We start from the raw sequence: 12114 nt of genomic DNA, 5'->3' as shown, positions 1-12114 counted from the left end.
GGTGGTAGGGATGACTGCACGGCAGGCCGGGCACGGCTCGGCGGACGACGCGCCGCCCGGACTCCAGGAGCGCTTCGACGACACGATCGCGCGCGACCAGCGCATCGAACCGCGCGACTGGATGCCGGACGGTTACCGCAGGACGCTGATCCGCCAGGTCGCCCAGCACGCGCACTCCGAGATCATCGGCATGCAGCCGGAGGGCGAGTGGATCACCCGCGCGCCGTCGCTGCGCCGCAAGGCGATCCTGTTCGCCAAGGTCCAGGACGAGGCCGGCCACGGTCTCTACCTGTACTCGGCCGCCGAGACCCTGGGCGCCGACCGCGCCGACCTGACCGAGCGGCTGATCGAGGGCCGCCAGAAGTACTCCTCGATCTTCAACTACCCGACCGCGTCCTTCGCCGACGTCGGCGTCATCGGCTGGTTCGTGGACGGCGCAGCCATCTGCAACCAGGTGCCGCTGTGCCGCAGCAGCTACGGGCCCTACGCCCGCGCCATGGTCCGCATCTGCAAGGAGGAGTCCTTCCACCAGCGGCAGGGCTACGAACTGCTGATGACTATGATGCGCGGCACCGACGCCCAGCGCGCCATGGTCCAGGACGCGGTGGACCGCTGGTGGTGGCCGTCACTGATGATGTTCGGCCCGCCCGACGACGCCTCGCCCAACTCGGCGCAGTCCATGGCCTGGAAGATCAAGCGGCACAGCAACGACGAACTGCGCAGGCGCTTCGTCGACATGACCGTGCCGCAGGCCGAGAAGCTCGGCGTCACCCTGCCCGACCCCGAGCTGCGCTGGAACGAGGAGAGCGGCCGCTACGACTTCGGCACCCCCGACTGGTCCGAGCTCAAGCGGGTGATCAGCGGCGACGGGCCGTGCAACGACGAGCGGGTGGCACGGCGCCGCACCGCGCACGAGGAAGGCGCCTGGGTGCGCGAGGCGGCCGCGGCACACGCCGCCAAGCAGGCGGCCAGGACCACGGCCGGGACGGACACCGGGGCGGACGCCCGGACGAAGAAGGGTGCGGCGGCATGAGCGAGACGCAGACGAAGCGGGACGGTTGGCCCCTGTACGAGGTCTTCGTGAGGGGCAAGCGCGGACTGAACCACGTGCACGTCGGCTCCCTGCACGCCGCCGACGACCGGATGGCCCTCACCCACGCCCGCGACCTCTACACCCGGCGCAACGAGGGCGTCAGCATCTGGGTCGTGCGCTCCGAGCACATCGCCGCCTCCACGCGCGACGAGAAGGACCCCTTCTTCGACCCGAGCGCCGACAAGGTCTACCGCCACCCCACCTTCTACGACATCCCCGACGACGTCCCGCACATCTAGGAGCAGGTCATGAGTGACGACCACGTCTACCTGTCCCTGGCCGAGGGACACGACGACAGCGACGCCCGCTGGGCCTTCGGCACCGGCTTCGAGGACCCGCTGCACGGCGTCAGCACCGCCGTCCCCGAGGGCGTCGACCGGGTGGAACTGGCCGCGACCTGCCTCGCGCTCGGCGACGACGCCCTCGTCACCGCCCAGCGGCTGGCCGAGTGGACCACCCGCGCCCCGGAACTGGAGGAGGAGGTCGCCCTCGCCAACCTCGGCCTCGACCTCCTCGGCCAGGCCCGGCTGCTGTACGCACGCTGCGGCCAGGTCGACGGCACCGGACGCGACGAGGACGCCTACGCCTACTTCCGTGACGCGGACGACTTCCGCAACGTCACCCTCGCCGAACTGCCCAACGGGGACTTCGCGTTCTCCATGGCCCGGCTGCTGCTCCTCGCGAGCTGGCGGCTGGCCCACTTCGAGCGGCTCGCCGGCTCCGCCGACCCGGTGCTCGCCGCCGTCGCCGCCAAGGGCGTCAAGGAGCTGACCTACCACCGGCAGTACGCCGCCGAATGGGTCGTCCGGCTCGGCGACGGCACCGAGGAGTCCCACCGGCGCATGCAGGCCGGCCTCGACCGGGTGGTCCCCCACCTGCCCGAGCTGTTCGCCGCGCACGACGCCGAGGAGACGGTCCTCGCCGTCCTGCGGCAGGTCACCGAGGCCGCCGGCCTCACCCTGCCGGACGTACCGGAGGCGCCGGCCGGAACCGGCCGCGCGGGCGGCCACACCGAGCACCTCGCCCCGCTGCTGGCGGAACTGCAGAGCGTGGCCCGCGCCCACCCGGAGGCGACATGGTGACCACCCTCACCGACGCCCGGCGCGCCCGGCACCTCGCCGAGCAGGTGCCCGACCCCGAACTGCCCATGCTCACCCTCGCCGACCTCGGCGTGCTCAGGGACGTGCGGGTGACCCCCGAGGGCACGGTCGTCGCCGACCTCACCCCCACCTACTCCGGCTGCCCGGCCATGTCCGAGATGCGCGCCGACGTGGCCGCCCGGCTCAGGGGCGCCGGCTACGAGCGGGTCGAGGTGCGCACGGTCCTCGACCCGCCCTGGACCACCGACTGGATCACCCCCGAGGGCCGCCGCAAGCTCGCCGAGCACGGCATCGCACCCCCCGGACCCGCGCCGCGCCCGGCACCCGGCCCCGTGCCGCTGGTCCTGTCGGCGACCCGCCGTACCGTGCCCTGCCCGCGCTGCGGCGCCACGGACACGGAGGAGACCTCCCGCTTCGGCGCCACCTCCTGCAAGGCGCTGTGGCGCTGCCGCGCCTGCCGCGAACCGTTCGAGTACGTCAAGGAGATCTGATGGAGGACCTGTTGGCACCCGCCGACGCGGCCCCCGCCCCGGTGCGCCGCACCCGCCGCCGCCCGGCCTTCCACACCCTGCGGGTGGCGGCCGTGCAGCGGCTGTGCGAGGACGCGGTCGCGGTGAGCTTCGACGTACCCGCCGAACTGGCCGACGAGTTCGCCTTCGAGCCCGGCCAGTCGCTCACCCTGCGCCGCCAGGTGGACGGCCGCGACGAACGCCGCTCCTACTCGATCTGCTCCCCGGCCGGCGCCCGGCCCCGGATCGGCGTACGGGTGGTCCCCGGCGGTCTGTTCTCCTCCTGGCTGGTCGACGAGGTCGCCCCGGGCGACACCGTCGAGGTGATGGGCCCCGTCGGCGCCTTCACCCCCGACCTGACCGTGCCCGGCCACCACGTCCTGATCGCCGCGGGCTCGGGCATCACCCCGATGGTCTCCATCGCCGAGTCCGTCCTCGCCGCCGACACGGCCTCGCGGGTCACCCTCTTCTACGGCAACCGCCGCACCGACTCGGTGATGTTCGCCGACGAACTCGCCGACCTCAAGGACCTGTACCCGGCCCGCTTCCAGCTCGCGCACGTCCTGTCCCGCGAACCGCGCGAGGCCGACCTGCTCAGCGGCCGCCTGGACGCCGACCGGCTGGCCGCGCTCGTCGACGGCCTGGTCGACGTCTCCACGGCCGACCACTGGTGGCTGTGCGGCCCGCACGGCATGGTCCTCGACGCCCAGCGGGTGCTGTCCGGGCTCGGCGTCCCCGCCGACCGGATCCACCAGGAACTCTTCTTCGCCGGCGACGAACCCGTCGCCCCCGTCCGGCACGCCGAACCCCGCGCGGACGGCCCGGTCAGCGAGGTCACCCTCGTCCTGGACGGCCGCTCCACCACCTCCCCGCTCTCCCGCGAGGCCACGATCCTGGACTCCGCCGCCCGGGTCCGCCCCGACCTGCCCTTCGCCTGCAAGGGCGGCGTCTGCGGCACCTGCCGCGCCCACATCACCGAGGGCAAGGCCGACATGCGCCGCAACTACGCCCTCGAACCCGCCGAGGTCGACGCGGGCTACGTGCTGACCTGCCAGTCCTACCCCGTCTCCGACACCCTGACCGTCGACTTCGACAGCTGACGCCGACAGCCGACAGGCACCCCGGCCCGGCACCCCGGGCCGGGGCCGCCTTTGCGCAATCCTGACCGGCAGCTCCCCTGGCCGACTCACCGCCCGCCGGGTTCCATGGTCGACGTGACGAGGATCCGACGTGAGGTACTGACCCTGCCCGCCGCCCGGTTGGGCCCCGACAACCCCCTGCCGCCGCTGAGCCCCCTCGACGAGGTCCACCGCATCGACGACCGGGAACGGGACGACATGCCCCGGGACATGGCCCGGCAGCTCGGCCTCGACCCCCTGCACAGCCTGCTGCCCGAGCGCGTCCGCGACGGGTACGGCAGAACCCGCGAACCGATGTCCCTGGACGCGCTGGTGATCGAGAACGACCGGCTGCGCGCCACCGTCCTGCCCGGCCTCGGCGGCCGCGTCGCCTCCCTCGTCCACCTGCCCACCGGCCGCGAACTCCTCTACCGCAACCCGGTGTTCCAGCCCGCCGACTTCGCCCTCAACGGCGCCTGGTACTCCGGCGGCATCGAGTGGAACATCGGCGCCACCGGCCACACCGCCCTGTCCTGCGCCCCGCTGCACGCCGCCCGGGTGGCCGCACCCGACGGCGGCCAGATGCTGCGCCTGTGGGAGTGGGAGCGGCTGCGCGACCTGCCCTTCCAGGTCGACCTGTGGCTCCCGGACGGCTCCGACTTCCTCCTCGTCGGCGTCCGCGTCCGCAACCCGCACGAGCGCCCGGTCCCCACCTACTGGTGGTCCAACATCGCCGTCCCCGAGGACGTACGGGTCCTCGCGCCCGCCGAGGAGGCCTGGCACTTCGGCTACGAGCGCCGGCTGCGCCGGGTGCCCGTCCCCGCCCACGACGGAATCGACCGCACCTATCCGCTCAACAGCCCCTACCCCGCCGACTGGTTCTACGAGGTCCCCGACGGCCGACGCCGCTGGATCGCCGCGCCGGCCGCGGACGGCCGCGGCCTGGTGCAGACCTCCACCGACGTGCTGCGCGGCCGCAAGCTGTTCGTGTGGGGCCACGGCCCGGGCGGCCGGCGCTGGCAGGACTGGCTCACCGAGCCCGGCACCGGCGGCTACTGCGAGATCCAGGCCGGACTCGCCCGCACCCAGCTCGAACACGTCCGCCTGGAACCGGAGAGCGAGGTGTCCTGGCTGGAGGCCTACGGCCCGCTCGACACACCCCGCGAGGGGGAGTGGACCGAGGTCGTCCGGACGGCCGAGGAACGGCTGGCCGCCGTGCTGCCACGTCGCCGCGTCGAGGAGGCGTACGCGGCCTGGAAGCCGTACGCCGACACCGAGCCCGACGAGCGCCTGGCCACCGGCTCCGGCTGGGGCGCGCTGGAAGTGCTGCGCGCCGACTGGAAACTGCCCGGCACCCCGTTCCCCGAGTCCACGCTCGGCGAGGACCAGGCGCCCTGGGCCGAACTGCTGCGCACCGGTTCCCTGCCAGAGCCGCGCCGGGTCCGCCCGCCGCACCCGACCCTGGTCGCCCCGCACTGGCGGGACATGCTGGAGACCGCCCCCGCCACCCCGCACACCGAGTACCACCTCGGCGTCGCCCAGTGGCACGCAGGCGACCGCGCCCAGGCGGTCCGCAGCTGGGAACGGGCCCTGCCGCTCGCCCCCTCGCAGTGGCCGCTGCTGCGCTGCCTCGGCGTCGCCGACCAGGAGTCGGGCCACCTGGAACGCGCCGCCGACCGGTACGCGGAAGCATTCGAGGACCTGTGCCGCGAACGGCGGGACGACGGCGAGACCTGGACGGCCGCCGTGGCCGCGCTCGGCCGGGAGACCCTCCAGGCGCTGCTGCGCGTCCGCCGCACGGCGGACGCCCGCGCCGTGTGGGAGCGGCTGCTGCCCGCCGTCCGCCGGCGCGGCCGGTTCCGCCTGCTGGAGGCCGAACTGCTGCTCGCCGAGGGCCGCCGCGCCGACGCCCTGGCCGTCTTCGGGACGGATCTGGAGGTGGCGGACCTGCGCGAGGGGGACGACGTGCTCGGCCGGCTGTGGACCCGGCTCACCGACGAGCCGCTGCCCGCCCGGCACGACTTCCGGATGCGGCCGGACACGCCCTGACCCGCGCGGACCGGCGCGGACCGGCTCGGGCTCGTCAGCCGGACTGGTCGACGTACTCGAAGATCGAACCGTCCGGATGCATCGCGAGCAGGTTCCGGCCCGCCGGGGTCGGCACCGGCCCCGCGATGATCCGGGCGCCCAGACCCGTCAGCAGCCGGTGCGCCTCGGCCACGTCCTTCACCGCGATCGTGGCCGCCACCTTGCGCAGCACCTCCAGCTCCGCCTCGGGCCCGCTCATCAGCAGGAACGAGCCGATCGCGGCGACCTGGACGCCGCCGCGCTCGAACCGCAGCGCCGTGCCGCCCGAGAGACGTTCGTAGAAGGGGATCGCGGTGTCGAGGTCGTCGACGCAGATGCGCAGCGAGGCGCCCAGAATCTCCATGCGCACGAGCCTAGTTGGGGCGGGGCCCGGCCCGCAGGGGCGCCGGCGGTGGCCGCCGCCGTTACCCGCCGTGCCCCGCGGGTACCCGCGCCGTATGGACCGTTTGGATCACCTGGAACATCTGGACAAGCACCTCGTCGAAGAACTGGCACAGGTGGCACGCGAGACGGTACGCGACGAACTGCGCGAGCAGAGCCGCAAGCAGCGCCGTACGGCCATGCTCTACGCCGCCTCGGGCGCCGTCGCCCTGTACGCGGGGGGTGCCCTGGCCATCGCCCTGGGCCTCGGTCTCGCGGCGGGCCTGCCCGGCTGGGCGGCCGCCCTGATCACCGCGGCGATCCTGGGCGTGCTCGCCTACCTGCTGCGCGGCGCCGCCCACCCGAAGCATCCGCACGGAGCGGGTTCCGACGCCGGCGCCCCGGGGACCGTCCCGCCCGGCGGAGGACTCGGCATGCGGTACCCGCCGATGCCGTCCGAGGCCCCCTCCGCGCCCCGTCCCGTCGACCCCGAGGGCCCGCACCACCGGGCCTGAGCCCGTCGTACGGCAGGTGAGGGGGCGCGGGGGCATCCCGCGCCCCCACCGCGTGCCGGCAGGCGCCGATCTGGTCCCGTACACCCGGTCGAAACCCGCGTCCGCGAACGCGCTCAGTGCGGCGACGTGCTCCTCCACGTCGTCGCCGCACACCGACCGGGCCCAGGCGGGTAACCGTGGCCGACCCGGCGAAACGCGGGGCCCGGGCGGGCGTCCGGGTGAGCCCCGCGGCGTTTGGGTGCCCCCGCCCCGGTTACGCGGAACACCTCGGAGGAGCCACACCGCCGGAGGCGCACCGTGAGTCGTCCACGTGTCGTGATCGTCGGCGCCGGTTTCGCCGGGTACCGGGCTGCCCGCACCCTCGCCCGTGTGACCCGGGGCCGTGCCCACATCACGCTGCTCAACCCGACCGACTACTTCCTCTACCTGCCGCTGCTGCCCCAGGTCGCCGCCGGGGCCCTGGAGGCCCGCCGGGTCACCGTGTCGCTGGCCGGCACCCTGCCCGGGGTACGGCTGCTGCTCGGCGAGGCCGGCCGGGTCGACCTGGACGCGCGCACGGTCCACTACACCGACCCCGAGGGCGGCACCGGCGCCGTCGGCTACGACCGGCTGGTGCTGGCCGTCGGCAGCGTCAACAAGCTGCTGCCGATCCCAGGCGTCGCCGAGCACGCGCACGGCTTCCGCGGACTGCCCGAGGCCCTGTACCTGCGCGACCACGTCACCCGCCAGGTGGAGCTGGCCGCCGCCACCGGCGACCCCGAGACCCGCGCCGCGCGCCGCACCTTCGTCGTGGTCGGAGCGGGCTACACCGGCACCGAGGTGGCCGCGCAGATGCAGATGCTGACCGACGGCCTCGCCCGCCGCCACCTCCCCGGCGGCACCCGGCCGCGCTGGATGCTGCTGGACGTCGCGCCCCGGGTGCTGCCCGAGATGGACGAGCGGCTCTCCCGCACCGCCGACCGGGTGCTGCGGGCGCGCGGCGTCGACGTGCGGATGGGCACCTCGGTGAAGGAGGCCACCCATGACGGCGTGCTGCTCACCGACGGCGAGTTCGTGCCGTCGCGGACCCTGGTGTGGTGTGTCGGGGTCCGGCCCGATCCGCTGGTCGAGGCCGTCGGGCAGCCGCTGGAGCGGGGGCGGCTGATCGTCGACCCGTACCTCCAGGTGCCCGGCCGCCCCGAGGTGTTCGCCTGCGGCGACGCGGCGGCCGTACCGGACCTGGAGCGCCCGGGCGCGTTCACCCCGATGACCGCCCAGCACGCCTGGCGGCAGGGCCGGTGGGCCGGCGAGAACGTGGCCGCCGCCCTCGGACTCGGCCGGCGCCGGCGCGCCTACCGCCACCGCGACCTCGGGTTCGCCGTCGACCTCGGAGGCGTCCACGCGGCCGCCAACCCGCTGGGGGTGCCGCTGTCCGGCCTGCCGGCCGGCCTGGTCACCCGCGGCTACCACCTGGCCGCGCTCCCCGGCAACCGCGTCCGCGTCGCCGCCGACTGGCTGCTGGACGCCGTGCTCCCGCGCCAGGGCGTCCAGCTCGGCCTCGTGCGGTCCTGGGCCGTGCCGCTGGACACGGCGTCCCCCGAACTGCCCCGGGTACCCGCCGTCGCCGGCGGCCCGGCCCCCGCCCCGGCAGGCGCAGAAGCGCAAGCGCAGACACAGGCAGACCCCGACCCCGACCCAGCCCCAGAACCAGAAGCAGAAGCAGAAGGAGACACATGAACACCGACGAACTCGTCGCCCTCGGCCAGCAGTTGCGCGTGGACAGCGTGCGGGCCGCCGCCGCGGCGGGGTCCGGGCACCCGACCTCCTCGATGTCCGCCGCCGACCTGCTGGCCGTGCTGTTCGCCCACCACCTGCGCTACGACTTCGAGCGCCCCGAGCACCCGGCCAACGACCGCTTCGTTCTCTCCAAGGGACACGCCTCGCCGTTGCTCTACTCCGCGTACAAGGCGGCCGGTGCCGTCGAGGACGGCGAGCTGCTGACCTTCCGCAAGCTCGGCAGCCGCCTGGAGGGGCACCCCACCCCGCGCCGGCTGCCCTGGGTGGAGACCGCCACCGGCTCGCTCGGCCAGGGCCTGCCGGTCGGCGTCGGCATCGCCCTCGCCGGCAAGCGCCTGGACCGCGCCGACTACCGCGTCTGGGTGCTGTGCGGTGACAGCGAGCTGGCCGAGGGCTCGATCTGGGAGGCCGCCGAGCACGCCTCCTACGAGCACCTGGACAACCTGACCGCCATCGTCGACGTCAACCGGCTCGGCCAGCGCGGACCCACCCGGCACGGCCACGACCTGGACGCCTACGCCCGCCGCTTCCAGGCGTTCGGCTGGCACACCATCCAGATCGACGGCCACGACGTCGACAAGATCGACCGCGCCTACGGCGAGGCGATCTCCACCACCGGCCAGCCCACGGTGATCCTCGCCCGCACCCTCAAGGGCAAGGGCGTCGCCGCCGTCGAGGACCGCGAGGGCCTGCACGGCAAGCCGCTGCCGGAGGCCGACGAGTCCATCGCCGAGCTCGGCGGGCCCCGTGACCTGCGGGTCCGCGTCGGAGAACCGTCCGCGGCCGCGGTGCTGCGCTCCGCCACCACCGACGTCGTCCAGCTCCCGCGCTACGACCTGGGCGACGAGGTCGCCACCCGGGACGCCTTCGGCGCGGCGCTCGCCGCGCTCGGCACCGCGCGCGGCGACGTCGTCGCCCTCGACGGCGAGGTCGGCGACTCCACCCGGACCGAGGAGTTCGGCAAGGAGCACCCCGACCGCTTCTTCGAGTGCTACATCGCCGAGCAGCAGCTCGTCGCCGCCGCCGTGGGCCTGGCGACCCGCGGCTGGGTGCCGTACGCCTCGACGTTCGCGGCCTTCCTCAGCCGCGCCCACGACTTCGTGCGCATGGCCTCGATCAGCGGCTCCGGGATCAACCTGGTCGGCTCGCACGCGGGCGTCGCGATCGGCCAGGACGGCCCCTCGCAGATGGGCCTGGAGGACCTGGCGATGTTCCGGTCCGTGTACGGCTCGACCGTGCTCTACCCCTGCGACGCCAACCAGACCGCCCGGCTGGTCGCGCAGATGGCCGGCCTCGACGGCGTCCGCTACCTGCGCACCTCGCGCGGCAAGGACCCGGTGATCTACGGCCCGGAGGAGGAGTTCCCGGTCGGCGGCAGCAAGGTGCTGCGCTCGGGGGAGCACGACCGGCTGACCGTCGTCGCGGCCGGCGTCACCGTGCACCAGGCACTGGCCGCCGCCGACCGGCTCGAACAGGACGGCATCGCGGTCCGCGTGATCGACCTGTACTCCGTCAAGCCGGTCGACGCGGAGACCCTGCGCCGGGCCGCCGAGGAGACCGGCTGCCTCATGACGGTCGAGGACCACCACGAGCAGGGCGGCCTCGGCGACGCGGTCGCGGAGGCGTTCGGCGACGGCCGGCCCGTGCCCCGCCTGGTCCGGCTCGCGGTGCGCACCATGCCGGGCTCGGCCGCGCCCGACGAGCAGCTGCACGCCGCGGGCATCGACGCGGCCGGTATCGCGGCCGCGGCGAAGCTGCTGGTCGAGGAGGCGGTCGTGCGCTGACCGCGGACCTCTGACCTGCGATTGCGCGGACCGGTGTGCTCTCGATGCCCTCACGATGTTTGGCCAGGTGGAGGAGCGGCCACCCGCAGGTAGAGGTGGCCATGACGAACACAAAGAACACATCCGGATCGCAGAGTTCACAGGAGCCCCAGAACTCGGACGATTCCCAGCCCAAGAAGGAAGCGGAGGAATCCCGGCCCCGGAGGGAAAGAGACGCGAGCCCGCGGCCCAAGCCCATGGAGGTCCTGCGTGAGGCACGGGCTCAGCTCGCCGAACTCACCGGCCTCGAACCCGAATCGGTGTCCTCCTTCGAGCAGACCGAGAACGGATGGTCGCTCGAGGTCGAGGTCCTCGAACTCGAGCGGGTCCCGGACACGATGAGCCTGATGGCCGGCTACCAGGTCGACCTCGACGCGGAGGGGCAGCTCACCGGTTACCGGCGCATCCGCCGCTACGAACGCGGCCGGGCCGACGCCCGTAGGGGCGGCCGCTAGGCCGCCCGCCCTCACGGACAGATCGCGTACACCACGCAACAACCACCCACAAGGAGGAACGGCCGGAATGACCGTTGTACCGGCACAGCAGAGCGGCGGCGGAGGCGGCAGCAGCGGCCTCTACGACGTGCTTGAACTGGTTCTCGACAGGGGGCTCGTCATCGATGCCTTCGTGCGTGTCTCCCTGGTAGGCATCGAGATCCTGAAGATCGACGTCCGTGTCGTCGTGGCCAGCGTGGACACCTATCTGCGCTTCGCCGAGGCGTGCAACCGTCTGGACCTGGAGTCCGGGCCGCACAAGGACCCCGGCCTGCCCGACCTCGTCGGCGAGATCACCGAGTCCGGCGCCAAGGGCAAGTCCAAGGGAGCGCTGTCCGGCGCCGCGCAGACCGTGTCCGACGCCTTCGGCAAGGCCCGGGACGAGGGCCAGTCCGAGGAGAAGGCGGAGCGGCCGCGTCAGCGCAGGACCACGTCACGCCGTAAGGAGGAGCAGGAGTGAGCACGTACGTCTACGGGATCACCGCACGGTCCCACCCCACGCTTCCGGAAGGCACGGCCGGCGTCGGCGAGCCGGCCCGCACGGTGCGCGTCCTCACCGCGGGTGACCTGGCCGCCGTGGTCAGCGACGCGCCCGAGGACCTGCGTCCCAAGCGCAGGGATCTGCTCGCCCACCAGAACGTGCTGGCCGAGGCCGGCGCGGCCGGCTGTGTGCTGCCCATGCGCTTCGGCAGCGTCGCCACGGACGACGACGCCGTGTGCCAGGTGCTCACCGAGCGCTCCGAGCACTACCAGGAGCGACTGCGCGAGCTCGACAACAAGGTCGAGTACAACGTCAAGGCCACCCATGTCGAGGAGGCCGTGCTGCACCTCGTGATGGCCGAGAACGCCGACCTGCGCACCCTCGCCGAGGACAACCGGCGTGCGGGCGGCGGCAGTTACGACGACAAGATCCGCCTCGGCGAGATGGTCGCGGCCGCCGTCAAGGCCAAGGAGGGCGAGGACGCCACCGAGGTCCACGGCCTGCTGGCGCCGGGGGCCGCCGCCGTGAGCGTGGGCCCCGAGTCCAGCGGCTGGCTGCTGAACGTGTCGTTCCTGGTGGACCGGGACTCGGCCGAGAACTTCCTGGCCTCCGTCGACCAGGTCCGCACCAGTCACCCCCATCTGGACCTGCGCGTCAACGGCCCGCTCCCGCCGTACAGCTTCGTCGAGCCCGGCCCGGCCGAGCCGGCGAGCAGCCAGGCGGGCGTGGACGCCGGGACGCACTAGCGCCCGGGCCC

Annotated in this window: 13 protein-coding genes; 12 read left to right on the top strand and 1 reads right to left on the bottom strand. The window is 73.8% G+C overall.

Going from position 1 to position 12114, the window contains the following annotated elements:
* Window positions 1–10: 10 nt before the first annotated feature.
* The 6 genes from paaA to PV343_RS08830 all read left to right on the top strand — a co-directional run bounded on the left by paaA (window position 11) and on the right by PV343_RS08830 (window position 5869).
* A complete protein-coding gene (gene paaA / locus PV343_RS08855; protein ID WP_319146247.1) occupies window positions 11–1033 on the top strand; it encodes a 1,2-phenylacetyl-CoA epoxidase subunit PaaA in 1023 nt (340 codons plus the stop codon).
* Window positions 1030–1332 carry a 1,2-phenylacetyl-CoA epoxidase subunit PaaB gene (gene paaB / locus PV343_RS08850; RefSeq protein ID WP_020943186.1) on the top strand — a complete coding sequence of 101 codons (303 nt, stop codon included), beginning with the start codon at window positions 1030–1032 and terminating at the stop codon, window positions 1330–1332. Before paaA ends, paaB begins: the two co-directional genes overlap by 4 nt.
* A 9-nt stretch (window positions 1333–1341) precedes the next feature.
* Complete coding sequence (gene paaC / locus PV343_RS08845; RefSeq protein WP_319146246.1) at window positions 1342–2175, top strand: 1,2-phenylacetyl-CoA epoxidase subunit PaaC; 834 nt, start codon at window positions 1342–1344, stop codon at window positions 2173–2175.
* Entirely contained in the window at window positions 2169–2684 is a 516-nt protein-coding gene (paaD, locus tag PV343_RS08840; RefSeq protein ID WP_133919076.1) for a 1,2-phenylacetyl-CoA epoxidase subunit PaaD, read from the top strand. The genes paaC and paaD overlap by 7 nt, the downstream gene beginning before the upstream one ends.
* Window positions 2684–3802: a 1,2-phenylacetyl-CoA epoxidase subunit PaaE gene (gene paaE / locus PV343_RS08835; protein WP_319146245.1), complete on the top strand. Its 1119-nt coding sequence runs from the start codon at window positions 2684–2686 to the stop codon at window positions 3800–3802. The genes paaD and paaE overlap by 1 nt, the downstream gene beginning before the upstream one ends.
* A 105-nt stretch (window positions 3803–3907) precedes the next feature.
* A complete protein-coding gene (locus tag PV343_RS08830) occupies window positions 3908–5869 on the top strand; it encodes a DUF5107 domain-containing protein (protein WP_319146244.1) in 1962 nt (653 codons plus the stop codon).
* 34 nt (window positions 5870–5903) lie between these two features.
* Here PV343_RS08830 and PV343_RS08825 read toward each other — a convergent pair whose 3' ends face one another.
* A complete protein-coding gene (locus tag PV343_RS08825) occupies window positions 5904–6251 on the bottom strand; it encodes a VOC family protein (protein WP_319146243.1) in 348 nt (115 codons plus the stop codon).
* A gap of 94 nt (window positions 6252–6345) precedes the next feature.
* On the opposite strand from PV343_RS08825, the gene PV343_RS08820 reads away from it, so the two are divergent.
* The 6 genes from PV343_RS08820 to PV343_RS08795 all read left to right on the top strand — a co-directional run bounded on the left by PV343_RS08820 (window position 6346) and on the right by PV343_RS08795 (window position 12103).
* Window positions 6346–6783: a phage holin family protein gene (locus PV343_RS08820; RefSeq protein WP_319146242.1), complete on the top strand. Its 438-nt coding sequence runs from the start codon at window positions 6346–6348 to the stop codon at window positions 6781–6783.
* Window positions 6784–7080: 297 nt separating this feature from the next.
* Window positions 7081–8499 carry an NAD(P)/FAD-dependent oxidoreductase gene (locus PV343_RS08815; protein ID WP_319146241.1) on the top strand — a complete coding sequence of 473 codons (1419 nt, stop codon included), beginning with the start codon at window positions 7081–7083 and terminating at the stop codon, window positions 8497–8499.
* Window positions 8496–10343, top strand: a complete 1848-nt coding sequence (locus PV343_RS08810; protein WP_319146240.1) for a transketolase — start codon at window positions 8496–8498, stop codon at window positions 10341–10343. Before PV343_RS08815 ends, PV343_RS08810 begins: the two co-directional genes overlap by 4 nt.
* Window positions 10344–10444: 101 nt before the next feature.
* Window positions 10445–10837, top strand: coding sequence for a gas vesicle protein (locus PV343_RS08805; protein ID WP_319146239.1), 393 nt, complete (start codon window positions 10445–10447; stop codon window positions 10835–10837).
* A gap of 67 nt (window positions 10838–10904) precedes the next feature.
* Window positions 10905–11336 carry a gas vesicle structural protein GvpA gene (locus tag PV343_RS08800; protein ID WP_319146238.1) on the top strand — a complete coding sequence of 144 codons (432 nt, stop codon included), beginning with the start codon at window positions 10905–10907 and terminating at the stop codon, window positions 11334–11336.
* Complete coding sequence (locus tag PV343_RS08795) at window positions 11333–12103, top strand: GvpL/GvpF family gas vesicle protein (RefSeq protein ID WP_319146237.1); 771 nt, start codon at window positions 11333–11335, stop codon at window positions 12101–12103. Before PV343_RS08800 ends, PV343_RS08795 begins: the two co-directional genes overlap by 4 nt.
* Window positions 12104–12114 lie beyond the last annotated feature (11 nt).

It is taken from the genome of Streptomyces sp. WI03-4A, from assembly GCF_033792105.1.
Classification (GTDB): Bacteria; Actinomycetota; Actinomycetes; order Streptomycetales; family Streptomycetaceae; genus Streptomyces; species Streptomyces collinus_A.
This window is presented reverse-complemented; position numbering and strand designations above follow the sequence as displayed.

What these genes read in the sequence shown, in the direction of transcription:
- paaA (WP_319146247.1), top strand. Translation starts at nt 11, where the DNA reads ATGACTGCACGGCAGGCCGGGCACGGCTCGGCGGACGACGCGCCGCCC.
- paaB (WP_020943186.1), top strand. Translation starts at nt 1,030, where the DNA reads ATGAGCGAGACGCAGACGAAGCGGGACGGTTGGCCCCTGTACGAGGTC.
- paaC (WP_319146246.1), top strand. Translation starts at nt 1,342, where the DNA reads ATGAGTGACGACCACGTCTACCTGTCCCTGGCCGAGGGACACGACGAC.
- paaD (WP_133919076.1), top strand. Translation starts at nt 2,169, where the DNA reads ATGGTGACCACCCTCACCGACGCCCGGCGCGCCCGGCACCTCGCCGAG.
- paaE (WP_319146245.1), top strand. Translation starts at nt 2,684, where the DNA reads ATGGAGGACCTGTTGGCACCCGCCGACGCGGCCCCCGCCCCGGTGCGC.
- PV343_RS08830 (WP_319146244.1), top strand. Translation starts at nt 3,908, where the DNA reads ATGGTCGACGTGACGAGGATCCGACGTGAGGTACTGACCCTGCCCGCC.
- PV343_RS08825 (WP_319146243.1), bottom strand. Translation starts at nt 6,251, where the DNA reads ATGGAGATTCTGGGCGCCTCGCTGCGCATCTGCGTCGACGACCTCGAC.
- PV343_RS08820 (WP_319146242.1), top strand. Translation starts at nt 6,346, where the DNA reads ATGGACCGTTTGGATCACCTGGAACATCTGGACAAGCACCTCGTCGAA.
- PV343_RS08810 (WP_319146240.1), top strand. Translation starts at nt 8,496, where the DNA reads ATGAACACCGACGAACTCGTCGCCCTCGGCCAGCAGTTGCGCGTGGAC.
- PV343_RS08805 (WP_319146239.1), top strand. Translation starts at nt 10,445, where the DNA reads ATGACGAACACAAAGAACACATCCGGATCGCAGAGTTCACAGGAGCCC.
- PV343_RS08800 (WP_319146238.1), top strand. Translation starts at nt 10,905, where the DNA reads ATGACCGTTGTACCGGCACAGCAGAGCGGCGGCGGAGGCGGCAGCAGC.